This window comes from uncultured Plantibacter sp. (assembly GCF_963518075.1).
Taxonomy (GTDB): Bacteria; Actinomycetota; Actinomycetes; order Actinomycetales; family Microbacteriaceae; genus Plantibacter; species Plantibacter flavus_A.
The window spans coordinates 15,931-39,289 of record NZ_CAUQHZ010000015.1 but is presented as its reverse complement, the minus strand read 5'-3'; the positions used below and the strand labels follow the sequence as shown (position 1 = coordinate 39,289).

Below are 23,359 nucleotides of genomic sequence, written 5' to 3'. Positions count from 1 at the left end.
GGTTCCGCTGGTGTGTCGTGGGCGGGTGCCGGGCTCGGCTGTCGCTCCGATTCCGCCGGTGAGGGCGGTTACGATGCGCACGACGATAGCAACGCCCGACGATCCGCGCGACGGACATCCGTCCGACAGCGTCATCCTGCGACACATTCCCCCGGCGGCGCTCCGGTCCTACGCTGATGCCATGACCGTGGGCACCAGGCACCGGGGCGACGAGCGTCCAGCGCTCGGCTCGCGCGTCATCGCGTCCTGCGTGGCGGTGGTGCTCGCCGTGTCCGGGTGCACGGCCGTCGGCTCGCCCGTACCGCCGACGACGCGCGCAGCCGCAGCGGAGGAGCTCGTGATCGAGTTCCGCCAGAACCGCGATCAGTACGCGAGCGACGCCGCGATCGTCCGGGTCGGCAACGGCGGCGACCACGACATCACGATCGTCGGACTCGAGCTGGCGGGTTCGGCGTTCACCGCGCCGACCGTCCGGGACCGATCCTCGACGATCCGCGCTGGACAGACCACGGATCTCGCCGTCGAGCTGCCACCGGTCGACTGCGACGCACGCGACGAGGACGTGCAGGTCGATCTCCAGCTCAGACTCGACGACGGCGCCGTCCTCACCGCATCCGGCCTGTCCGATCCGACGAACGCGCTGCAGCGGATCCGTACCTCGACGTGCACGGTGTCGGCGGTGCAGCGCATCGCCGAGGTGGCCGCCACTCCCGGGATCCGCCTCGAAGGTGCCGGAGCCACGACGGTCGCCGTCCTGACGATCACGGCGGTGCCGACCGACGCTCCGGGTCGGCTGGAGCTCGTCGCGCTGCGGTCGACGGTGCTGCTGCGACCGGCGCCGACGGACGACGGCGGTGACCCACCCCAGGACTGGCCACTCAGCCTGACCGTCGACGCCGCAAGCGGTCCGCAGTCCATCGAACTCCGGGTCGTGCCGACCCGGTGCGACCCGCACGCCCTGGCGGAGGACAAGGTGGGGACCCTCTTCCCACTCGTCGTGCGGATCGATGACGGCCCGGAGGCCGTCATGACCCTCCCGCTCGACGCCGACACGGCGGAGGCGCTCAAGGATGCCGTCCGCGCGCGCTGCGTGTGAGGAGTCGGGTCAGCCGGCCACGGCTGGTGCCGGGACGACCTCGGCGAACGGCGCGAGGGCGGCGGCGAGCTCGGCACCGACCAGGGCGTGCACGATCGTGCCACGCTCGTCGTAGTCCGTCGTCAGCACCTTGCCGCGTTCGTGCAGCAGCGTGACCAGGTCTCCGCGGTCGAAGGGCACGATGACGTGGACCTCGTTGCTCGGCGACGGGATCAGTGTCTCGATGCGCTCCATGAGCTCGTCGATCCCGAGACCGGTGCGGGCCGACACGAACACGGCGTCCGGGACGAGACCGCGGAGCACGAGCAGCTGGCCGTCGTCCACGAGGTCGGCCTTGTTGAACACGACCAGCTCGGGGATGTGCCGAGCTCCGACCTCACCGATGACGTCGCGCACGGTGGCGATCTGGCCGGCAGGGTCGGGGTGCGCGGCGTCGACGACGTGCACGATGACGTCGCTGTCGGCGACCTCCTCGAGCGTCGAGCGGAAGGCTTCGACCAGCTGGTGCGGCAGGTTGCGCACGAAGCCTACCGTGTCGGCCAGGGTGTACTCGCGTCCGTCGGAGGTCACGTTGCGTCGGACCGTCGCGTCGAGCGTCGCGAAGAGCGAATTCTCGACCAGGACGCCGGCCTTCGTGATGCGGTTCAGCAGACTGGACTTGCCGGCGTTCGTGTAACCGGCGATCGCGACCGACGGCACCGTGTTGCGGCGGCGGTTCGCCCGCTTGGCCTCGCGCGCCGGCTTCATCGCCGTGATCGACTTGCGCAGTTTCGCCATCCGGGTGTGGATGCGGCGCCGGTCCAGTTCGATCTTCGTCTCACCGGGGCCCCTCGACCCCATACCGGCGCCGGCACCACCGACCTGACCACCGGCCTGACGGCTCATCGACTCACCCCAGCCGCGGAGGCGGGGCAGAAGGTACTCGAGTTGGGCGAGCTCGACCTGCGCCTTGCCCTCTCGGCTCTTCGCGTGCTGACTGAAGATGTCGAGGATGACCGCCGTGCGGTCGATGACCTTCACGCCGACCGCGTCCTCGAGTGCGCGGCGCTGGCTGGGTGCGAGTTCCGTGTCGGCGATGACCGTGTCGGCGCCGAGCGCCTGGACGATGGACTTCAGTTCCTGGGCCTTGCCGCGGCCGAGATACGTGCTCGGGTCGGGGTGCGGTTTGCGCTGCAGGAGCCCGTCGAGGACGACGGCGCCGGCGGTCTCCGCGAGCGCTGCCAGTTCGCGCAGGGAGTTCTCCGCGTCGTGCAGCGCACCCTGCGGGTAGACGCCGATGATGACGACGTTCTCCAGCCGGAGTTGCCGGTACTCGACCTCGGTGACGTCCTCGAGCTCGGTCGAGAGCCCGGCGACGCGACGGAGGGCCTGCCGGTCCTCACGGTCGTACTGTTCGCCGTCGTCGGAACTGCCTCCTGAGGCATCGCCGGTCTGCAGGGCCGCTGCACCGCTGCCGAACAGGGTGTACCCGTTCGATCGGGACGCGGCGCTCGTGAGCACGCGTGCGACGACGTCGTCGGGATCGGTGACCGAGGCGTCGTCCACCACCGCCTCGACATCGACATCGGTGTCGTCTGCGTGGTCCTGGGGTGCGTCCATCGGTGGTCTAGGCATCGCGTTAACCCTACTTCCTCCTGGTCCGGTACCGTTCCTGTATGTCGAACGAGCACTACTTCACCGCCGAACCCGCGAGCGAGTTGCAGCTCAAACCGATCACCGCACGCCTCGGCGGCGGCGACCGTTCGCTGGTCTCAGCGGGCGGCGTCTTCAGTCCGGGTCACCTCGATCAGGGCACCCAGGTGCTGCTCGCGAACACCCCTCCTCCCCCGCCGACGGGCGACCTCCTCGACATCGGCTGCGGCTGGGGCCCGATCGCCCTGTCGCTCGGGCTCGCGTCGCCGGACGCGACCGTCTGGGCGGTCGACGTCAACGAACGCGCGCTCGACCTGACCCGGATCAACGCGGAGCGCCTCGGACTCGTCAACATCCGTGCCGTCCTCCCAGACGACGTCCCCGACACGGTCCGCTTCGCGACCATCTGGTCGAACCCGCCGATCCGCGTCGGCAAGGACGAACTGCACCGCATGCTGATGCACTGGTTGCCGCGGCTCGAGGACGAGGGTGACGCCTGGCTCGTCGTACAGAAGAACCTCGGCTCGGACTCGCTGCAGAAGTGGTTGCAGGAGCAGCTGCCGACGTCGTTCCACGTCGGACGTGCGGCCATGGCCAAGGGCTTCCGCGTCCTGCACGCCCGGCGCCGGGAGATCCGTTCGGCCTGACCGGCTCAGGCCAGGGTGATCGTCCCGGAGTAGACGAGCGTCGCCGGACCGGCCAGCACCACGTGCTCGCCGTCTGCGCCGGGAACCATTCGCACCCCGAGCACCCCGCCGGGCACCTCGACGCGCCAGTCGTTCGGAGCCGCCGCGCCCGCCCAGTGGCGGAACGCGAGCGCCGCGGCAGCCGTCCCGGTGCCACAGCTCAGGGTCTCACCGCTCCCGCGCTCGTGGACGCGCATGCGGATCCGGGCCACGCCGTCGGCGATGAGCGGCTCACCCGGGACGACCAACTCGACGTTGGCACCGTGCGGCGGTGCGGGGTCGAGCTGTGGGACGTACTCCAGTTCCGCTCCGTCAAGTTCGGCGGCGTCGGCGACCGCGACGACGATGTGCGGGTTGCCGACGTCGATCCCGATCCCCGGACGTGCCACGGGCAGCCCCTTCACCCGGACGAGCGTCTCGCGCTCGTCGAGGCTCCAGCGGCCGAGGTCGACGACGTAGCCGACCGGGTCGTAGCCGATCATCCGGACGCCGGCGCGGGTGCCGATGGCGAGCTGCTCGCCGGGAGCCAGCTCCACGAGCCCGCTCTCGAGCAGGTAGTGGAGGAACACCCGGATGCCGTTGCCGCACATCTCCGCGACCGAACCGTCGGCGTTGTGGTAGTCCATGAACCACTCCGCGGCAGGGTCTTCAGCGAGCACGGCAGCCCCGGCTTCGAGGTGCGCGGACCGGACGGCGCGGATGACGCCGTCGGCCCCGATCCCGAAATGCCGGTCGCAGAGCGCCGCGATCTGGCTCGGATCGAGGGCCTCCTTGCCGTCAGGATCGGAGAAGAGCACGAAGTCGTTGCCCGTGCCGTGGCCCTTCGTGAAGGAGAGTGTCGACGCCATCCGACCAGTCTACGGGCGCACCCGGCGGGCCAGCTCACTCGCCTCGGCGCTGCCGCCCTCCACCCAGGTGATCGCCGGATAGCGCTTGAACCAGCTGACCTGACGGCGCGCGTACCGCCTCGTCAGACGCTGGGTCTCGGCGATCGCCTCCGCTTCGGTGAGCTCCGACCGCAGTTGCGCCACCGCTTGGGCGTACCCGATCGCACGGCCGGCGGTGACACCCTGCTCGAGGCCGTGCTCGAGCAGCTCGGCAGTCTCCGCGACGAGTCCTGCGTCCCACATCATCTCGACGCGCCGGTCGAGGCGCTCGACGAGGACCTCTCGCGGCGTCGTGACCCCGATGACTTCGACCGGCCGCCAGGGGACGGGGCGTTCCGGAAGCGCCGCACCGTGGCCGCGCTCGGCCAACTCGTGGACTTCGAGTGCGCGCACGATCCGGCGGGCGTTCGCCGTGTCGATGCGCTCGGCGGTCGCGGGATCGGCCAGGCGGATCCGCTCGATGAGCGACGGGAGCCCTTCCTCCTCGAGTTCCCGTTCCAGGCGCTCGCGCAGGGCGCGGTCTCTCGGCGGGAAGCGGAAGTCATGGATGACGCTCGAGACGTACAGCCCGGAACCGCCGACGAGGATCGGCATCACCCCACGCGCGGTGAGCTCGTCGATCACCGCACGAGCCGTCGGCTGGTACCAGGCGACGGACGCCTCCTCCGTGACGTCCAGGACGTCGAAGAGGTGGTGCGGGATCCCGCGCCGCTCCTCCATGGGCAGCTTCGCGGTCCCGATGTCCATGCCGCGATAGAACTGCATGGCGTCGGCGTTGACGATCTCGGCTGGACGGCCCGCCTCGCGGAGAGCGGTCGCCAGCTCGAGCGACAGTGCGGACTTCCCCGTCCCGGTCGCTCCGACGACCGCGAGGAAGCCGGTCACCGGCGTTCGCCGTCGCTCGGGTCGTAGATGGGAGAGGTGGTCACGCCGACGGTCGGTGCCCCGATGCGCAGGCCAGGCAAGCCGAGCGAGACGCGGCCTGGCTCCGCCGCGGCGGCCGTCGTCGGCACACCGCAGGAATCGGCCTGAGCTCGATCCCAGGCGTCTCCGGCACGCGTCCGACGGACCCGCAGGGGTTCACCGCCGGGTGTGTCGGCGATGAGGTGGAACGACGCGGCCTCGGTGATCGTCACGGTCACGACGTCACCCGGTCGCGGCACCTCGGAGCCCGCCGGCACCTCGAAGTGGACAAGACGCGAGTCCTCGGCCCGCCCGCTCAGTCGATGCGTGGCGTCGTTCTTGCGCCCCTCCCCGACCGCGACGAGCAACTCGACCTGCCGGCCCACCTGACGCTGGTTCTCCTCGAGACTGATGCGGTCCTGCAACGCGATGAGGCGCTCGTACCGCTCCTGCACGACGGCCTTCGGGATCTGATCGGGCATCGTGGCCGCCGGCGTACCCGCTCGGATCGAGTACTGGAAGGTGAAGGCGCTGGCGAACCGTGCGGCCTCGACCACGCGGAGGGTCTCCTGGAAGTCCTCCTCCGTCTCGCCGGGGAACCCGACGATGATGTCGGTCGAGATGGCCGCGTGCGGAATCCGCGCACGGACCCGGTCGAGGATCCCGAGGAAGCGCTCGGACCGGTAGGAGCGACGCATCGCCTTGAGGATGCGGTCGGAACCCGATTGCAGCGGCATGTGCAGTTGCGGCATCACATTCGGCGTCTCGGCCATCGCGTCGATGACGTCGTCGGTGAAGGCAGCAGGGTGCGGGCTGGTGAACCGGACGCGCTCCAAGCCCTCGATCGTGCCCGCCGCCCGCAGAAGCTTGCCGAACGCCTGACGATCCCCGAACTCGACGCCGTAGGAGTTCACGTTCTGCCCGAGCAGCGTCACCTCGATGGCGCCGTCCTCGACGAGCGCGCGCAGCTCACCGAGGATCTCGCCCGGGCGACGGTCCTTCTCCTTGCCACGGAGCGACGGCACGATGCAGAAGGTGCACGTGTTGTTGCACCCGACGGAGATCGAGACCCAACCGCTGTAGCTGGAATCGCGTTTGGTCGGGAGGGTGGAGGGGAAGGTGTCGAGCGCCTCCAGGATCTCCAACTGGGCCTCGTCGTTGTGCCGGGCCCGCTCCAGCAACGACGGCAGTGAGCCCATGTTGTGCGTCCCGAAGACGACGTCCACCCACGGGGCCTTCTGGAGGATGACCTCCTTGTCCTTCTGCGCCAGACAACCGCCGACGGCGATCTGCATCCCGCTGCGCTGCTTCTTGATCGATGCCAGGTGGCCGAGGTTGCCGTACAGCTTGTTGTCGGCGTTCTCGCGGACCGCGCAGGTGTTGATGACCACGATGTCGGCCTGCTCGCCGTCCGCCTTGACGTAACCGGCGGCCTCGAGCGACCCGCTGAGCCGCTCTGAGTCGTGCACGTTCATCTGGCACCCGTAGGTGCGGACCTCATAACTCCGCTGCCGACCTGACTCGTCGATCGCGGCGGGTGAGGCGCTGATGACCGTGGGCGTCTCGACGATGCTGCTCATACCGGCAGTCTACGCGCGGCCCGAGACGCCTCCGGTCAGCGGAAACTCACGCCGGAACGCTTCGACCCCGACAGGGCACGCGAGCACGCCTCACGGATGATCGCCGAGCCGTATCCGCGTCTCGCGAGATAGGCCGACAGACGTCGCTCGGCCGTCGCCTGATCGAGGGAGCGCAGTTGACCGGCACGCTTCTCGGCGACCACCAGCGCTCGTCGGAGCTCGTCGTCGTCGTCGATGGCCTCGAGGGCCTCGGAGACGATCGAGGCGTCGATGCGTCGCGAGGAGAGTTCGCGGCCGATCACCGCACGGGACTGCCCCTTGCGGGTGTGCAGGCTCTCGACGAGTTGGCGTGCGAGTTCGGCATCGTCGAGATAGCCGCGTCGGCGGAGCTCGGCGAGGACGTGCTCGACCTCGTCGGGTGCGGCGTCGCGGCCGCGGAGGAGCTCCGCGATCTCCCACTCGGAACACCCGCGGCGGGCGAGTCGTCGCACCGCGAGCAGGTCGAGTTCGGCCAGCCGAACCTCCGGATCGACCGGAGCCTCGACCTCATCGGCTTCGGCGCGGTCGTCGGCGTCTTCCGGCGCCTCGACGACCGAGGTCCAGGCGAGCGTCCGCCGGGCGGGCGCGGGTGGTGTCGTCGGGCTGGTCGCCGCCGGGGCATCGCTCGACATGTCGCCCGGCGGGGTGGTCTCCCTCTCGACGCGCTCGGTGGACGTCCGTCGCAACGGAGCGACGGGACGCGCGACGGGCGCGGCCACGAGCGGAGCCTCGTCGGTCTGCCCGACGAACCAGCCGTCGGGTTCTGCCGTCGCATCGGGCGCCTGACGCCGACCGCCGAACAGCGAGGTCACGGGGGCCAAGCGCTCCGACGATTCGTCGGCCGGACCGGCGGGAGGGAAGGAGACGACCATGGTGACCTCGCTGTTCGGGGCGCGCGCTACGCGCTGCGCTTCGCGGCGGACTTCGATGCGCCGGCGGCTGCGAGCTGCGGGGCTCCACCGGTCGCCGCCTCGAGCGCGGCGGCCTCGGCAGCAGCGACCTCGGCTGCGGCGGCATCCGCAGCCTTCTTGGTGGCGGCACCCTCGGCGCCGACACCGAGCTTGCCGAGGATCCGGCGCTCGATCTCAGCGGCGATGTCCGGGTTCTTCAGCAGGAAGTTCCGGGCGTTCTCCTTGCCCTGACCGAGCTGATCGCCCTCATAGGTGTACCAGGCGCCGGCCTTCTTGACGATGGCGTGCTCGACACCGAAGTCGATCAACGAGCCCTCGCGCGAGATGCCCACGCCGTACAGGATGTCGAACTCGGCCTGCCGGAAGGGCGGAGCCATCTTGTTCTTGACGACCTTCACGCGCGTACGGTTACCCACGGCCTCCGTGCCGTCCTTCAGCGTCTCGATGCGACGGATGTCGAGGCGGACCGAGGCGTAGAACTTCAAGGCCTTACCACCGGCGGTCGTCTCGGGGCTGCCGAACATCACACCGATCTTCTCGCGCAGCTGGTTGATGAAGATCATCGTCGTGTTCGTCTGGTTCAGGCCACCGGTCAGCTTGCGCAGTGCCTGCGACATGAGGCGGGCCTGCAGACCGACGTGCGAGTCGCCCATGTCGCCCTCGATCTCGGCGCGGGGTACGAGCGCGGCGACGGAGTCGATCACGATGAGGTCGATGGAACCCGAGCGCACGAGCATGTCGGCGATCTCGAGCGCCTGCTCACCCGTGTCGGGCTGGGAGACGAGCAGCGAGTCGATGTCGACGCCGAGCTTCTTGGCGTACTCGGGGTCGAGCGCGTGCTCGGCGTCGATGAAGGCGGCGATGCCGCCGGCACGCTGGGCGTTCGCGATGGCGTGCAGCGTGAGCGTCGTCTTACCCGAGGACTCAGGCCCGTAGATCTCGACGATGCGGCCTCGCGGGAGCCCTCCGATGCCGAGCGCGACGTCGAGGGCGATCGAGCCGGTGGAGACGACCTCGACCGGTGCACGCTCGTCGCTGCCGAGGCGCATCACCGAGCCCTTGCCGAACTGACGGTCGATCTGGGCGAGTGCGGTTTCGAGGGACTTCTCGCGTTCAGCTGGACTTGGCATGGTGTGCTTCTCTCTGCTCGGTGTCGGGTGCCTATAGGCTGTCGCCGCGTGTTCCGGGACCCGCTTCTGCTGAAGATCGGGGCCCGAGGGCGACAAGGCGTCGGTCGTTCCTGGTGTCTCCGACGGTACGCGCCACCACCGACATGCGCCGGTGGACGACCCGATCCGTGCAGAACGCACTCACGAATGATCCTGTGGAGGACACTAGCACCACTAGAACGGATGTTCGATACCGATCGGGCGGCGTGTCGAAGACCGCTTCGCCCGTGAGGCGGGACGCGTCACGCGCCCGGCTGCAGCCGTCCGACACCGTGGCGTCGCTCGTCCGGCACGTCGGTCGCGGTACACAGCGCGATCCAGACGTCGCGGGGCGGGACACCCGCGCGCAACGCCTCCTCGGCGGTCTTCGAGCCGAACTCGGTGAGTCCGAGGTCACCGGTGAGCACCGCTCCGTACGCCACACCGAACTCGTCGGCCACGGCCGTCCTGAACTCACTCAGCTTCATTCCTGCTCCTGTCCCTTCCTCCGTCGTCCGTCCGGACGCGGAAACGCCCCGGGAGAGGGATCCCGGGGCGTTCTGCTGCCGTGCTCGCTCGATCAGCGGGAGACGAGTTCGTCCAGCTCGTTGACCAGTTCGTCCGGAACGGTGTCCGGGATGTTCGGGGAGAGACCCTCGATGACCGCGAGGCGGTCGCCGACCTCTCGCATGATGACGGAGATGGGGGTGTCGAGGGCGTCGGCCACCGAGGCGAGGATCTCGCTCGATGCCTCCTTCTGGCCTCGTTCGACCTCGCTCAGGTATCCGAGTGCGACGCTCGCCTTACTCGCCACCTGGCGCAGCGTGCGACCCTTCTGCAACCGGAAGTCCCTCAGCACGTCGCCGATCTCTTGACGGACTAGAACCACGTGACCCTCCCTCTGTGCTCTACGACCTCGTGTCGTACAGCGCTCTGCTTCTGCAACGCGGATTCACGTCGTCCCAGCTGATCGCCGTCTCGTTCGTGGATGGCCAACATTACAACCACCGTATGCCGAACAGTAACCAGGATCACTGGGCTTTTCTTGTGAATACGTCATCTGTAACGCGATGGAAACGGACGGTATTCCGCCGATCGGAGTCGGCGTTCACTGGAGTGCGCCGAGTTCGCGAACGAGCGCCTCCAACGCGAGCTCGACGGTCCGGTGTCGGATCTCCTGACGGCCTCCGTCGAGGGTGAGCGGCACCACCCGTCCGCCCGCTCGCGTCACGATGCCCACGAAGACCGTCCCGACGGCCTGGCCGTCCTGCGGGTCCGGTCCGGCGACGCCGGTCGTCGCGATACCGACGTCGGCTGGAAGCCCGTCGATCGCCAGGGCACGGCGCGCGCCGTCGGCCATCTGCAGGGCCACCTCCGAGTGCACGGCACCGTGGAGCGCGAGGAGGCCGGCGTCGACTCCGAGCAACGAGTGCTTCAGGCGGGTGTCGTAAGCGACCACACCGCCTCGGACCGTCGCGGACGCGCCGGGGACGCTGATGAGGGCCGCGGCCAGCAGCCCGCCGGTCAGGGACTCCGCGACACCGATCGTCAACCGGGCGTCGATGAGGGCGTGGACCGCCGAGGCGGCACCGGCGTCGGCCGACTCGACGGCATCGGACGTCATCGCTCGACCTGCCGGTCGGCGCGCGACCCGCGAACGGCGGTGACGACGTAGTCGATGCCGCTCGCGATGGTCAGGAGCACGGCGATGGTCATGAACACCGCGTTCACCCAGAGCACCCAGTCACCGAGGAGCACCCAGAACGGCGCGAGGGCGAGCGAGATCGCGACGGCCTGCGCCAGGGTCTTGAGCTTCCCCATCCACGCGGCGGCGACGACATGGTCGGAGATCACGATGAAGCGGTGGACGGTGATGCCGATCTCGCGCACGAGCACGACGATCGTGACCCACCACGGCAGTTCGCCGAGGATCGACAACGCGACGAGCGCTCCACCCGTCAGCACCTTGTCGGCGATCGGATCGAGGATCTTGCCGAGGTCCGTCACGAGGTTGCGACTGCGGGCGATGTGTCCGTCGATGCCGTCGCTCGCGATCGCGACGACGAAGAGCAGTGCCGCCCACCACCGCAGTGCGCCGTCGGAACCGTCGTCCGCCAGCAGCATCCACATGAACACGGGCGCGAGCACGATCCTCGCCACGGTGATCGCGTTCGGGAGGTTCCAGTTCGAGATGCGCGGCTCAGCAGCCGACGCGTTCGATGCCGTCATGTCTACTCCCGACCGGTGAGACTCCAGGCGTCTTCGTCAGAACCGCCCTCGACCTCAGGATAGTCCTGGAACTGGGCCTCGACCGGGTCCGCGCCGTAGGGGTCGGGCTCGACGCCGCCGACAGCGCCGACGACCGGAGCGGCCGCAGCTGCTGTCGATGCCGCCGCCGCGGGGGCCGGAGCGGCCGAGCCGTCGTCCTCGCCGCGCAGGCGGGCCAGGACCCCCGGCAGCTGCTCGGCGGTGACGAGGACGTCTCGGGCCTTCGAACCCTCGGAGGGGCCGACGATCTCGCGGGACTCCATGAGGTCCATGAGCCGGCCGGCCTTCGCGAAACCGACCCGGAGCTTCCGCTGCAGCATCGAGGTCGATCCGAACTGCGTCGACACCACGAGCTCCGCTGCTGCGAGCAGCAGTTCGAGGTCGTCGCCGATGTCCGCGTCGATCTCCTTGCGCTCCGCGACGGCCTGGACGTCCTTCCGGTACTCCGGCCGCGCCTGGTTGGTGACATGCTCGACGACCCGCTGGATCTCGTTCTCGCCGACCCAGGCACCCTGCACGCGGATGGACTTGTTCGCGCCCATCGGCAGGAACAGGGCGTCACCCTGGCCGATGAGCTTGTCGGCGCCCGGCTGGTCGAGGATGACCCGCGAGTCGGTGACGCTCGTGACGGCGAAGGCGAGGCGGGAGGGGACGTTCGCCTTGATGAGGCCGGTGACGACGTCGACCGACGGACGCTGCGTCGCGAGGACGAGGTGGATACCGGACGCACGGGCCAGCTGCGTGATGCGGACGATCGAGTCCTCGACGTCGCGGGGCGCGACCATCATCAGGTCGGCGAGCTCGTCGACGACGACCAGCAGGTACGGGTAGGGCTTCAGCACGCGTTCGCTTCCCGCGGGGAGGACGATCTCGCCTGCCACGACGGCCTTGTTGAAGTCGTCGATGTGCCGGTAGCCGAAGCTCGCGAGGTCGTCGTACCGCATGTCCATCTCCTTCACGACCCACTGCAGCGCTTCCGCCGCCTTCTTCGGGTTCGTGATGATGGGCGTGATGAGGTGAGGGACGCCCGCGTACGGCGCGAGCTCGACGCGCTTGGGGTCGATGAGGACCATGCGCACCTCACTCGGCTTGGCGCGCATGAGCAACGAGGTGATCATCGAGTTGACGAAGACCGACTTGCCGGAGCCGGTCGACCCGGCGACCAGGAGGTGCGGCATCTTCGCGAGGTTCGCGACGACGTAGCCGCCGCCGACGTCCTTGCCGACGCCGATCGTCATCGGGTGGTTGCTGTTCGTGGCCGCCGTCGACCGCAGGATGTCGCCGAGGGTGACGATCTCGCGGTCGGTGTTCGGGATCTCGATACCGATGGCGCTCTTCCCCGGGATGGGCGAGAGGATGCGGACCTCGTTGGACGCCACGGCGTAGGAGAGGTTCTTGCTGAGCGCCGTCACGCGCTCGACCTTGACGCCCGGGCCGAGCTCGATCTCGTACTGCGTCACGGTCGGGCCGCGGGAGAAGCCGGTGACCTTCGCGTCGACGCCGAACTGGTCGAGGACGCTCGTGATCGCGGCGACCGCTTCGTCGTTGGCCGCGCTGTGGGTCTTCGCGGGCTCCCCCGCAGCCAGCGTCCCTGCGGACGGGAGACGGTAGGGCGTGTCGTCCTGGCCCTGCTGCGCCATCGGGCGCGCCGAGAAGTCGATCTGGTCGGGTGCACCGAGGAGCGCGGGGTCGAGGTCTTCGATGACCTCCGTCGCGCCGGGGATGCTGTCGTCGTGCAGACCCGTCTGCGGCTTGATCTCGCCCGTGTTGAACCGCTTGACGGCGCTCTCCGCCGCTTCGAGGTCGCCGAGGAGCTCGGAGCCGAAGGCGTCGTGCACCGGCGCGGCTTTCGGCGACGCGGCAGGCGCGGCCACCGGTTCGAGCGGCGAGTCGAATCCGCCGGACGGCTTCTCGAGACCGAGGAGCTCGGTCATGTTGTCGCCCATGAGCGGGTCCTCGAACGTCGGGTCGTCCTCGCGGCGGCTCGTGTTGCGACGCCACCACGGCAGGGCCGCCGGCTCGTCGGGTTCCTCGTCGAGGTCGTCGAGTCGCTTCGTCCGCGCACGCTTCGGCTCTGCGGGCTCTCCCTCAGGTGCCTCCGGCTGCTCGCCGAACATCCAGGTGGAGAACTGCCGCACGCGGGCACCGACGCGGTTCGGGGGCGTCTTCGTCACGATGAAGAGGCTGAGGAGGATCAGGAGCGAGATGAGGACGGTCGCGCCGATCGGGGTGATGATCGCGGCGAGCGGAGCGCCGAGGATCCACCCGAGGAGACCGCCGGCCTGCGCCAACGCGGGCAGGCCTTGACTCGGGTTCGGCTGGCCACCGTGGATGTGGCAGAGCGCCGAGATGCTGATCAGGAGCAGACCGAGGCCGATGCTGATGCGGCCGTTGTCGTCGACCGAGGCCGGGTGCCGGAACAGCCAGACCGCGAAGACGATCATGATGACCGGGAGCACGAAGGCGAGTCGGCCGAAGAGGCCTCCGAACGACCAGGCGTCGAAGGTCTGGGCGACCGGGTCGGCCGCGCCGAACCACTCGACGACGGCACCGACGACGGCGAGCAGGAAGAGCAGGAAGGGGAAGCCGTCGCGACGGTCCTCCTTGGCGATGCGCTCGGGACCGAGGGCGCGGACCGCTCCACCGACGCCGTGCGCGAGACCGAGCCACATCGAGGTCAGCACACTGCGCTGCTCCTCGGCGGCCGGATAGGCGACGGTCTTCTGCTGCTTCGTCGTCGACGCGCCCGCCTTGGGGCCGGCTTTGGTGTTCGTCTTCGTGCTCGTGGTGCGCGACGAAGCGCCGCTCGGCGAGGAAGCGCTGCGCGAACGGCTGGTCGAGTTGGAACGTGCGGCCATGCGTTCACGGTACTCGTCGCCACCGACGCAGCCCGGCAAGCTGGCGGGGTGTCCACGATCCGCGATCCGCCGGGCGGTCAGCGCAGATTCAGGACCATCGTGTCGCGGCTCCCCCGACGGTCCACGGTCGCGAACCCCTCGGTGCGGTACAGCGAGACGGCGTGGTTCGCCCGCTCCACGCTCAGGCTGATGCGCTGGTACCCGGCCGCTCTGGCGAGCTGCACGGTCGCGCGGAGCAACTGCCGTCCGACGCCCTGTGCGCGGTGGATCGGACTCACCCCCAGGATGAGTTCGGGGACGCCGCCCGCCACGTACCCGAACCCGGGTGCATCGGACGGGAAGAGTCGATACCAGCACGCCCCGACCGGCGCGCCGTCCTGCCCGACGGCGACGACCCCGGCGTCGCCGGGGCGACGCCACCCGTGCACGTACCGGGTGTGCTGCGCATCGGCGAGGACCGCGGACCGGGGACGGGGCGCGACGGCGTTCCAGTTCGCCGCCTCGACCATCATGTCGGTGAGGACGCGCACATCAGCCACCGCGGCTTCGCGGATCGAGTAGACCGCCATGGACGGATGGTACGCCAACGGTGTTTCGAGCAGATGACGCACGAGGGGTCGCCGGCGCTCAGTACCGGATGGCGTCGATCACCTTCACGCGGACGGCGACGAGCGCCGGGAGGAGCCCGGCGATCGCGCCGACGGCCGTCGCGCTGACCAGCCCGAGGACCGCCGCCTCGATGGGGAACGGCGGGAAGTCCGTCACGAGCCCTTGACCGATGAACTGCTCGACGATCGGACTCTTCACGACGGCGACGGCGAGCATGACACCGATCACCCCGGCGACGAAGGTGGCGACGACACTCTCCATCATCACGGCGAAGAACACGCGCGGCGCGGTCGCCCCGAAACTGCGTCGGATCCCGATCTCGCGGATGCGCTGGCGGACGGTGACGAGCGAGAGGTTGATCAGCCCGAGGGCTCCGAGCAGGAGGATGAGTCCGGCGACGGCACCGACCACGAGCTTCAACGACAGGAGCGGGTCCTCTCCTGTCTGGCCGAAGTCGTTGCGGAACACCTCGACGCCGTACGCGTCGCCGAGTTCGGCACGCAGGTCGGACTGGATCCGCTGGATGAAGGCCTCGGCGTCCGCGTTCGGGACCCAGAACTCGAACTGCGGCAGCTGACCGGGCTGGCCCATGCCCTCCTCGGCGCCGGCCGCCGGACCGATGAGCGCCGTCCCCGCGGGCAGGATCGACAGCTGCGGTTCGGTGTCCCACTCGTTGCTGGCGTACACCCCGACGACCACGGCCGTGACCGGATGTTCACCGTGGACGGTGACCGTCGGGTGCGTCTCGATGGGCGGCGACCCGAGGCGCTGCCAGAACGCCGGGTTCACGACGATCGCGGGTGCGAGGCGGTCGCCGTCGTCCTCCTGGAACCAGGTGCCCTCGTCGAGTCTGATGCGGTGCATCTCGCCGTAGGGGACGTCGACGACGGTCGCGGGTACCGGCACGGTCCCGTCGGCGAACTGCACGTTCAACTGGGTGCTACCGGATTGCGAGACGTACCCGATGCCGTACCGCTCGGCGAGGTCGTGCACCGCCGTGATGTACAGCTCAGGGTCGGGCTGCTCCGCTCCCGTGCCGTAGACCGACGCCATGAGCGTGGCGGGTCGGCCGCCGTAGCGTTCCTGCGACTCGGTCTGGGCCTGCGCCGCGAGCGACGACATGCCGACCATGCTCGTGAGGGCGCACACCGCGACACCGACGCCGATGAGCGAGAGGATGACCCGGCCACGATGGATCCGCAACTCCTGGGCGGCCTCGACGACCGCTCCGACGATCGAGGTCAGGATCCTAGACATCCGTGGCCTCCAGTTCGTGATCGGGGGTGAGCACGCCGTGATCGAGACGGTGGTGGGTCGTCGCGAGTCGGGCGATGGCCCGGTCGTGGGTGATCGTCACGAGGGCGGCCCCCGTGGAGGACGCCACCTCATCGAGCAGGGACATGACGGAGGTGCCGGTCTCGACGTCGAGTGCGCCGGTCGGCTCGTCCGCGAGGATGAGCCGTGGCCCACGGACCAGTGACCGTGCGATGGCGACGCGCTGCTGTTCGCCGCCGGACAGTTTCGTGGGCATCGCGTCGAGGCGGTCGCCGAGTCCGACGCGTTCGAGCATCGCGGCGGCGATCTCCCGACGGCGCCAGAACGAGCGTCCGCCGGCATACAGGAGCGGCGTCGTCACGTTCTCGAGCGCGGTCCGGCCGGGCAGGAGGTTGAACTGTTGGAAGACGAATCCGATCTGGGCGCCGCGCAGTCGGTCGCGCGCACCGGAGCCGAGGCGTTCCGCCGGTCGACCGTCGAAGACGAGCGACCCGGAGGTCGGCTTGTCGAGCAGGCCGAGGAGGTTCAGGAGCGTCGACTTGCCCGAACCCGATCGGCCGACGATGGAGACGCGATCGCCCTCGTGCACCTCGAGGTCGACGCCGTCGAGGATCGTCAGCGGCGGCGCGTCGGGGATCTGGACGACCCTGGTGACGCCGCGGAGCTCGAGGAGCGTCACCCGACCGACCCGTCGCAAGCCATGCTGCCGTCCGGAAGCGGCGTGCACCCCTCGGGCGCGGGCGCGACGGCTCCGGGGACGAACTGGAGCACCGAGTCGCCTTCGGCGACGCCGTCGACGATCTGCACCTGCTGCCCGTCGTTCAGTCCCAGCGTGACCGGCCGTTCCTCCTGGGCGCCGTCGGCGCCGACGACCCAGACGGTCCCGGTTCCGGCCGAACCCTTGACGGCGGTCGTCGGCAGCACGAGGACGTTCTCGGCGACACCGCCCGCGAGTTCGATCGTCGCGGCGAGTCCGGCGAACACCCGGACATCACCGGGCACCGCGCAGGTGACGGAGGTTCCGCTGCCACCGGGTGTCTGCCCGGATCCACCGCCCGTCGTCGGCTCCTCCTCGTCGCCGCCGCTCGACGGCGTCGTGACGCGAACGGCCGGACAGACGAACGGGGCCGGGCCGCCGTTGATGGTGACCGTCGCCTCGCCGGGGATGGTGAGCAGACGGTACTGCTTGTCGGCGCTCAACGCCCCGGTGATGGAGAACGTGGCCGGCGACACCTGCGCCACCGCGTCGCCGATCTGGACCGACTGCCCGTGGATGAGCTTGACGTTGCCGAGAGTGCCCGCGACCGGCGCGGTCACCTGCACGTACCGCTCCTTGCCCTCCTCGTCGATGGTCTTGACGTCGAGGATGGGATCACCCTCCGCGAGGACGGCCCCCTTGGCGGCGAACACCTCGTCGACGGTGCCGGCGACGGTCGACTTCGCCGTGCTGGCCGGGTCGGCGACGACCTGGCCCTCCACCGAGACGGTGTTGACCACGGTGCCGAGCGCCGCCTGGACCTGTGGTTCCACGAGGCTCCCGGTCGGCTGCGTCGGCCCCTCCTCCTGCGGTGCGTCCGGGAAGAACGCGACCTTCACGAGGGCCACCGCGATCGCGGTGAAGACGAGCAGTTTCAGAATGGGGAACACCCAGGTGCGGACAACGCCCACGCCGACCTCCGGAATCCACCGCAGTCGGAGTGACGAGCGGCCATAGGAGCTTCCAAGGTAGCAACGCGGAAGGCGGCCGGACATCACCCTCGCGGATGATGTCCGACCGCCTCCTGGCGGGTGGGACCGAACGGACCCGTCCGGTGATCAGGCCTCGATGACGAGCGGGACGATCATCGGGCGGCGACGGAAGGACGTGTTGACCCAGCGGCCCACGGTCCGACGGATCACCTGCGACAGCGCGTGCGTGTCGCGGACGCCGTTCTCCGCCGCCTCGGCGAGTGCCTTGGCGACCTTCGGCTTGATGTCGGCGAAGACCTTGTCGTCCTCGGCGAAGCCCTTCGCGTGCACCTCGGGGCCGGAGATGATGTGCCCGGTCTTCGAGTCGACGACGACGATGACCGAGATGAAGCCCTCCTCCGCCAGGATGCGACGGTCCTTGAGGTCGGCGTCGGTGATCTCGCCGACGGTCGAGCCGTCGACGTAGACGAGCCCGACGTCGAGCTGCCCGACGACCTTCGCGACGCCGTCCTTCAAGTCGATGACGATGCCGTCCTCGCCGATGAAGGTGTTCTGCGCCGGGACTCCGCTGTCGATCGCGAGCTTCTGGTTCGCGACGAGGTGACGGTACTCGCCGTGGACCGGGAGCACGTTCTTCGGCTGAAGGATGTTGTAGCAGTACAGCAGCTCACCGGCGGCCGCGTGACCGGAGACGTGGACCTTCGCGTTGCCCTTGTGGACGACGGTGGCGCCGAGCTTCGTCAGGCCGTCGATGACCCGGTAGACCGCGTTCTCGTTGCCCGGGATGAGGCTCGAGGCGAGGATGACGGTGTCGCCCGGGCCCGGTTCGATCGCGTGGTCGAGGTTCGCCATCCGGCTGAGGACGGCCATCGGCTCGCCCTGTGACCCGGTCGACATGTAGACGATCTTGTCCTCGGGGAGGTCCTTCGCCTTCTTGTAGTCGATGAGCAGGCCCTCGGGGACGTTCAGATACCCGAGGTCGGCTGCGATACCCATGTTGCGCACCATGGACCGACCGAGGAACGCGACCCGCCGGCCATGGGCGTGAGCCGCGTCGAGGACCTGCTGGACGCGGTGCACGTGACTCGAGAAGCTCGCGACGATGACGCGGCGCTCGGACTTCGCGATGACCTGGTCGAGGACCGGCCCGATGGACCGCTCGAGCGGCGTGAATCCCGGAACGTCGGCGTTCGTCGAGTCGACGAGGAAGAGGTCGACGCCTTCTTCACCGAGGCGGGCGAAGGCGCGGAGGTCCGTCAGGCGGCCGTCGAGCGGCAACTGGTCCATCTTGAAGTCACCGGTCACGAGGACCGTGCCGGCGTCGGTGTCGATGAACACCGCGAGCGCGTCCGGGATCGAGTGGTTGACCGCGACGAACTCGAGGTCGAACGGCCCCAGCGCCTCGATCTGGCCCTCCTTCACCGGCAGGGTGTAGGGGACGATGCGGTGTTCCTTGAGCTTCGCCTCGATGAGCGCGAGCGTCAGGCCGGAACCGATCAGCGGGATGTCCTTGCGGAGCTTCAGGAGGTAGGGCACGGCGCCGATGTGGTCCTCGTGACCGTGCGTGAGCACGACCCCGACGATGTCGTCGAGCCGGTCCTTAATGGAGGTGAAGTCGGGAAGGATCAGGTCGACGCCCGGCTGGTGTTCTTCGGGGAAGAGCACGCCGCAGTCGACGATCAGGATCTTGCCGTCGATCTCGAAGCAGGTCATGTTCCTGCCGATCTCGCCGAGTCCTCCGATGGGGATGACGCGGAGCGTCCCCGGTTCGAGGACTGGCGGATCGATGATGGTATTGGGCATGTAGCCCCCCTCTGGTTTGTCTAGCGAGTCGTACCGGCGACCTTGGGCAGCGCGCCACCGGCGGCGGCGTTGCGGTCTGGCCGGAAGTTGCGGAAGTCGACGCCTGGGATGTCCTTCACCAGGTCGATCTCATCCTCGATCTGCGCGGCCTCCCACTCCTCCGGACCGACCAGCGGAAGACGTACCCGCGGGCTCTGGATCCGGCCGAGGCCGTGCAAGATGTATTTGGCGGCGACGGTGCCGGGGACGTGGGTCATGACCGCGCGCACGAGCGGCTCGAGCTGCCGGTGCGCGGCGGTCGCTGCGACGAGGTCGCCGGAGTTCACCGCGTCGACCATGTGTCGGTAGGGCGTCGGCGCGATGTTTGCCGTGACGCCGATGAGGCCGGTGCCGCCGATGGCGAGCGTCGGCAGTGCGTTGGCGTCGTCGCCGGCGAAGTACATGAGGTCCGTCTGGTTCATGACCCGGCTCACCTCACTGAGGTCGCCCTTGGCGTCCTTCACCGCGAGGATGTTCGGGTGCTTGGCCGCACGCAGGATCGTCTCATAGGTGATGGGGATGCCGGTCCGCCCCGGGATGTCGTAGAGGATGACGGGCAGATCCGTGGAGTCGGCGATCATGCGGAAGTGGGTGAGCACGCCGGCCTGGGTGGGCTTGTTGTAGTACGGGGTGACGATCATGTTGCCGTCGGCGCCCGCCTGCTCGCTCTTCTTCGCGAGCTCGATCGCGTGGGCCGTCTCGTTGGAGCCACCACCGGTGATGATCTTCGCGCGCCCGCCCGCGACGGCCTTGCCGACCTCGACGAGCTTCACCTTCTCCGGGTCCGTCAGCGTCGACGTCTCACCCGTGGTGCCGGTGACGACGATGCCGTCGGCCCCCGCGGTCACGACGTCGTCGATGTGTCGCTCGACGGCCTTCCAGTCGACCTCGCCGTCGGCGGTGAACGGCGTCACCAGGGCGACGAGGACTTGACCGAAGGGGTTCTCTGCACGCGACACGCTCTCAGGCTATCGGGTTTCCCTCGTGCGGGTCACCATCCGCACAGGCGTCACCTCGCGTCACAGAGGCTCAGGGACCGGTACCCGGACCCTATGCTGACGGACACCATGCACCCGACGGCCGCCCTCTCACTGATCCTCGTCCTCGTCCTGTCCACGACGGCGGTGGGTCTGATCGTGCGTGCACGGAGCGGGCGTGCGACGCACCGCACCGACGGCGACCGCCTCTCGCCGGCGGCACTCGGGACGACCACTCCGCTCGGCCGATCGGCCACCCTGGTGCAGTTCAGCACCGAGTTCTGTGCCCTGTGCCCCGGCACCAGACGACTGCTGCACGAGCTGGCCGACGGGGAGGCGGGCGTGGGCGTCCTCGACGTCGACCTGACCCACCGTCCCGACCTCGCGGACCGCTTCGCCGTCCTGCAGACGCCCACCGTCCTCCTCCTCGACCGCGCCGGGATCGTGCGCGGTCGGTTCTCCGGGGCCGCACGCCGTGCGGTGCTCGCCGGCGAGCTGCGATCCGTCCTCGGGAGACCGGCATGACCTCGAACCCTCCAGCAGCACAGCCGACCGGCATCGACCCGCGCAGCCCGCGGTTCGGCGCGACCATGACCGCCGTGCTCCTCCTCGTCGCCGTCTTCCTCGCGCTGACGGCGCCGCTCGCCGACACGCCGCCCGCGCGGGCCGGCCAACCGGCCTTCGTCCTCCTCGTCGTCATCGCAGCCCTGTTCGCGTGGGGCGCGTTCGCCGGGATCCGACGCCACCCGTACGGCGTCGTCTTCCGACGCCTCATCCGCCCGAGGCTCGGCCCGCCCACCGAACTCGAGGCACCTGAACCACCGACCTTCGCCCAGGGCGTCGGCCTGGTGGTGGTCGCGATCGGACTCGTGCTGCACCTCATCGGGGTGCCGGGATCCCTCGCCGTCTCCGCCGGTGCCGCCTTCGTCGCCGCCTTCCTCAACGCGGCGTTCGGGTTCTGCCTCGGCTGCCGCCTGTATGTGCTCCTCCTCCGTGCCCGTGTCATCGGGCGACAGGCGTGACGGCGGCCCGAAGCACCTGACGACACCGTTTGTCGACGGGGTGACCGTCCAGGTCGATCCGGTTAGGCTGACCCCACGAACACCAGTGCCGATGCGCTCCTGCACGGCCCGACGATGGAGGTTGCACCATGGCGGTAACAAGCGAAGCCACGACGGTCTGGAACGGCACGCTCTTCGAGGGATCGGGGCACACGAGCCTCGACACCTCCGAAGCGGCCGAGTTCGCGGTCGACTGGAAGGCACGCTCCGAGGGATCCAACACGACGACGACCCCGGAGGAACTGCTCGGGGCTGCGCACGCCTCCTGCTACTCGATGGCGTTCGCCAACGAACTCACGAGCGCCGGATTCCCGCCGGAGCGCATCCAGGCGACCGCAGCGGTCTCCTTCACCCCCGGCACCGGCATCACCGGCAGCCACCTGCTCGTCAGCGCGGTCGTGCCCGGCATCTCCGAGGCCGACTTCGAGCGCATCGCCACGGCGGCGAAGGACGGCTGTCCGGTCTCGCAGGCGCTCGCCGGCATCCCGATCACCCTCGAAGCCAGCCTCGCGTAACCACCACCGTCCAGCAGCACGACCAGGAAGGCGACGCGCATGCGCATCGTGATCGGCGGGGCCTCCGGGCTCATCGGAACGGCGCTCGGGCGCTCCCTCGAGACCGACGGCCATGAGGTCGTCCGGCTCGTACGACGTCCGGCGCGCGGTGCCGGAGAAGCGGAGTGGGATCCGCTGGCAGGAACGCTGGACCCGCGAGTCCTGAGCGGCGCCGACGCGGTCGTCAACCTCTCCGGGGCCTCCCTCGGCAAGCTGCCGTGGACGGCGGCCTACCGATCCACGATCCTCTGGTCACGACTCAGCGCCACCCGTACCCTCGTCGACGCCATGAACCGGGCGGAGCAGCCACCGGCCGCCTTCCTCAGTGGTTCGGCGGTCGGGTACTACGGCAACCGTCCCGGAGAGACCCTCACGGAGGACTCCTCCAGAGGGGCCGGATTCCTCGCCGACGTCGTCGTCGCCTGGGAGGACTCGGCGCTCGCGGCGCCCGACGCCGTCCGCACCGTGCTGCTCCGCAACGGCATCGTCGTCGACCTGGCAGGCGTGCTCAAGCCGCTGGCACCGCTCACCAGGTTCGGGGTCGCCGGTCCGCTCGGTTCGGGCCGCCAGTTCTGGCCGTGGATCGGGCTGCAGGACGAGGTCCGGGCGATCACCCACCTGCTGACCTCGACGCTCTCCGGACCGGTGAACCTGTGCGGTCCGCAGGCCGCCCGCGCCGACGACCTCATGTTCGAGCTCGCCAGACGGATGAACCGGCCCTATCTGCTGCGCGTCCCGACGTTCGCCCTGAAGGCTCTCCTCGGCGACGCCGCCGACGGACTGCTGCTGAGCGATCAGCGCGTCGAACCTCGTCGGCTCTTGGACGACGGCTTCACGTTCAGCACGCCGACCGTCGAGCAGGCGTTGGCCGAAGCACTCGCCCGCGACTGAACGACGGGACGCCGCCGCTCCGGTCAGCTCCGCGAGAGCCGGATCGCCTGTCGGATGGCCTGCCGTGCGCGGCGGCGGTCTCCGGCACCGTCGTAGACGAGTCCGAGGCGGTACCAGGATCGCCAGTCGTCGGGAGCGGCCTCGGCCGCGTCGCGGTACTTCGGGAACAACTCGTCTGCGGCATCACGCATCGGCCGGCCGCTCTCGCGGGTCTCGACCTGCTCGGGCGGAAGGCCGCCCTCGGCCTCGAGGCGGACTCCGAGTCGCTCGGCGCCCAGCCCGAAGGCGATCTCGCGCCAGAGCGCCCAGACGCCGAGGATCGGCAGGACGATGAGCGCCGCACCCATGGCGACGCCGACAGGCTCGCCCGTGCCGAGGAGGACGACGGCACGGTACCCGACGAGGACGATGTAGAGGACGAGCAGGGCCGCGATGACCGCGACCATGACGCGG

General features: G+C 69.5%; 24 protein-coding genes. 6 read left to right on the top strand and 18 right to left on the bottom strand.

What is annotated here, in order from left to right; translation table 11 throughout:
• Window positions 1-181: 181 nt before the first annotated feature.
• Window positions 182-1,096 (top strand): hypothetical protein, encoded by a 915-nt coding sequence (locus RWN05_RS15665; RefSeq protein ID WP_314140235.1) that lies wholly within the window; start codon window positions 182-184, stop codon window positions 1,094-1,096.
• Between the two features lie 9 nt (window positions 1,097-1,105).
• On the opposite strand, the gene hflX is transcribed toward RWN05_RS15665, so the two are convergent.
• Entirely contained in the window at window positions 1,106-2,710 is a 1,605-nt protein-coding gene (hflX, locus tag RWN05_RS15660; protein ID WP_314140234.1) for a GTPase HflX, read from the bottom strand.
• A gap of 41 nt (window positions 2,711-2,751) precedes the next feature.
• Between hflX and RWN05_RS15655 the strand changes: the two genes are divergently transcribed.
• Window positions 2,752-3,375 carry a methyltransferase gene (locus tag RWN05_RS15655; RefSeq protein ID WP_314140233.1) on the top strand — a complete coding sequence of 208 codons (624 nt, stop codon included), beginning with the start codon at window positions 2,752-2,754 and terminating at the stop codon, window positions 3,373-3,375.
• Between the two features lie 5 nt (window positions 3,376-3,380).
• Here the strand turns inward: RWN05_RS15655 and dapF are convergent, their stop codons facing one another.
• From dapF to dapA, 16 genes are all read right to left on the bottom strand, one after another.
• Window positions 3,381-4,262 carry a diaminopimelate epimerase gene (gene dapF / locus RWN05_RS15650; RefSeq protein ID WP_314140232.1) on the bottom strand — a complete coding sequence of 294 codons (882 nt, stop codon included), beginning with the start codon at window positions 4,260-4,262 and terminating at the stop codon, window positions 3,381-3,383.
• Window positions 4,263-4,271: 9 nt separating this feature from the next.
• A complete protein-coding gene (gene miaA / locus RWN05_RS15645; RefSeq protein ID WP_314140231.1) occupies window positions 4,272-5,186 on the bottom strand; it encodes a tRNA (adenosine(37)-N6)-dimethylallyltransferase MiaA in 915 nt (304 codons plus the stop codon).
• Window positions 5,183-6,784 carry a tRNA (N6-isopentenyl adenosine(37)-C2)-methylthiotransferase MiaB gene (miaB, locus tag RWN05_RS15640; RefSeq protein ID WP_079002684.1) on the bottom strand — a complete coding sequence of 534 codons (1,602 nt, stop codon included), beginning with the start codon at window positions 6,782-6,784 and terminating at the stop codon, window positions 5,183-5,185. The genes miaA and miaB overlap by 4 nt, the downstream gene beginning before the upstream one ends.
• Before the next feature lie 35 nt (window positions 6,785-6,819).
• The gene (locus RWN05_RS15635; protein ID WP_314140230.1) at window positions 6,820-7,695 is read right to left on the bottom strand and encodes a RecX family transcriptional regulator; all 876 of its coding nucleotides are present in this window, start codon (window positions 7,693-7,695) and stop codon (window positions 6,820-6,822) included.
• A gap of 26 nt (window positions 7,696-7,721) precedes the next feature.
• Window positions 7,722-8,864, bottom strand: coding sequence for a recombinase RecA (gene recA / locus RWN05_RS15630; RefSeq protein WP_079002686.1), 1,143 nt, complete (start codon window positions 8,862-8,864; stop codon window positions 7,722-7,724).
• 281 nt (window positions 8,865-9,145) lie between these two features.
• Window positions 9,146-9,370, bottom strand: coding sequence for a DUF3046 domain-containing protein (locus tag RWN05_RS15625; RefSeq protein WP_064294442.1), 225 nt, complete (start codon window positions 9,368-9,370; stop codon window positions 9,146-9,148).
• Between the two features lie 92 nt (window positions 9,371-9,462).
• Window positions 9,463-9,771: a helix-turn-helix domain-containing protein gene (locus RWN05_RS15620; protein ID WP_056012120.1), complete on the bottom strand. Its 309-nt coding sequence runs from the start codon at window positions 9,769-9,771 to the stop codon at window positions 9,463-9,465.
• A 219-nt stretch (window positions 9,772-9,990) separates the two neighbouring features.
• Window positions 9,991-10,506, bottom strand: coding sequence for a CinA family protein (locus tag RWN05_RS15615; protein WP_071262307.1), 516 nt, complete (start codon window positions 10,504-10,506; stop codon window positions 9,991-9,993).
• A complete protein-coding gene (pgsA, locus tag RWN05_RS15610) occupies window positions 10,503-11,111 on the bottom strand; it encodes a CDP-diacylglycerol--glycerol-3-phosphate 3-phosphatidyltransferase (protein ID WP_071262308.1) in 609 nt (202 codons plus the stop codon). Before pgsA ends, RWN05_RS15615 begins: the two co-directional genes overlap by 4 nt.
• Window positions 11,112-11,113: 2 nt before the next feature.
• A complete protein-coding gene (locus RWN05_RS15605; RefSeq protein WP_071262309.1) occupies window positions 11,114-14,008 on the bottom strand; it encodes a DNA translocase FtsK in 2,895 nt (964 codons plus the stop codon).
• Between the two features lie 77 nt (window positions 14,009-14,085).
• The gene (locus RWN05_RS15600) at window positions 14,086-14,577 is read right to left on the bottom strand and encodes a GNAT family N-acetyltransferase (protein WP_064294446.1); all 492 of its coding nucleotides are present in this window, start codon (window positions 14,575-14,577) and stop codon (window positions 14,086-14,088) included.
• A 58-nt stretch (window positions 14,578-14,635) separates the two neighbouring features.
• Complete coding sequence (locus RWN05_RS15595; RefSeq protein WP_139205492.1) at window positions 14,636-15,874, bottom strand: ABC transporter permease; 1,239 nt, start codon at window positions 15,872-15,874, stop codon at window positions 14,636-14,638.
• Complete coding sequence (locus tag RWN05_RS15590) at window positions 15,867-16,571, bottom strand: ABC transporter ATP-binding protein (protein ID WP_064294447.1); 705 nt, start codon at window positions 16,569-16,571, stop codon at window positions 15,867-15,869. The genes RWN05_RS15595 and RWN05_RS15590 overlap by 8 nt, the downstream gene beginning before the upstream one ends.
• Window positions 16,568-17,560 (bottom strand): hypothetical protein, encoded by a 993-nt coding sequence (locus RWN05_RS15585; protein WP_071262310.1) that lies wholly within the window; start codon window positions 17,558-17,560, stop codon window positions 16,568-16,570. Before RWN05_RS15585 ends, RWN05_RS15590 begins: the two co-directional genes overlap by 4 nt.
• 147 nt (window positions 17,561-17,707) lie before the next feature.
• Complete coding sequence (locus RWN05_RS15580) at window positions 17,708-19,384, bottom strand: ribonuclease J (RefSeq protein ID WP_064294449.1); 1,677 nt, start codon at window positions 19,382-19,384, stop codon at window positions 17,708-17,710.
• 20 nt (window positions 19,385-19,404) lie between these two features.
• Window positions 19,405-20,382, bottom strand: coding sequence for a 4-hydroxy-tetrahydrodipicolinate synthase (gene dapA / locus RWN05_RS15575; protein WP_064294450.1), 978 nt, complete (start codon window positions 20,380-20,382; stop codon window positions 19,405-19,407).
• Window positions 20,383-20,475: 93 nt separating this feature from the next.
• Between dapA and RWN05_RS15570 the strand changes: the two genes are divergently transcribed.
• From RWN05_RS15570 to RWN05_RS15555, 4 genes are all read left to right on the top strand, one after another.
• Window positions 20,476-20,925: a thioredoxin family protein gene (locus RWN05_RS15570; RefSeq protein ID WP_231884286.1), complete on the top strand. Its 450-nt coding sequence runs from the start codon at window positions 20,476-20,478 to the stop codon at window positions 20,923-20,925.
• Entirely contained in the window at window positions 20,922-21,422 is a 501-nt protein-coding gene (locus tag RWN05_RS15565; RefSeq protein ID WP_071262311.1) for a DUF4395 domain-containing protein, read from the top strand. The genes RWN05_RS15570 and RWN05_RS15565 overlap by 4 nt, the downstream gene beginning before the upstream one ends.
• Before the next feature lie 128 nt (window positions 21,423-21,550).
• Window positions 21,551-21,976 (top strand): OsmC family peroxiredoxin, encoded by a 426-nt coding sequence (locus RWN05_RS15560; protein WP_064294452.1) that lies wholly within the window; start codon window positions 21,551-21,553, stop codon window positions 21,974-21,976.
• Between the two features lie 39 nt (window positions 21,977-22,015).
• A complete protein-coding gene (locus tag RWN05_RS15555; RefSeq protein ID WP_314140227.1) occupies window positions 22,016-22,906 on the top strand; it encodes a TIGR01777 family oxidoreductase in 891 nt (296 codons plus the stop codon).
• A 23-nt stretch (window positions 22,907-22,929) separates the two neighbouring features.
• Here RWN05_RS15555 and RWN05_RS15550 read toward each other — a convergent pair whose 3' ends face one another.
• A complete protein-coding gene (locus tag RWN05_RS15550) occupies window positions 22,930-23,352 on the bottom strand; it encodes a hypothetical protein (protein ID WP_399543085.1) in 423 nt (140 codons plus the stop codon).
• Window positions 23,353-23,359: the final 7 nt, after the last annotated feature.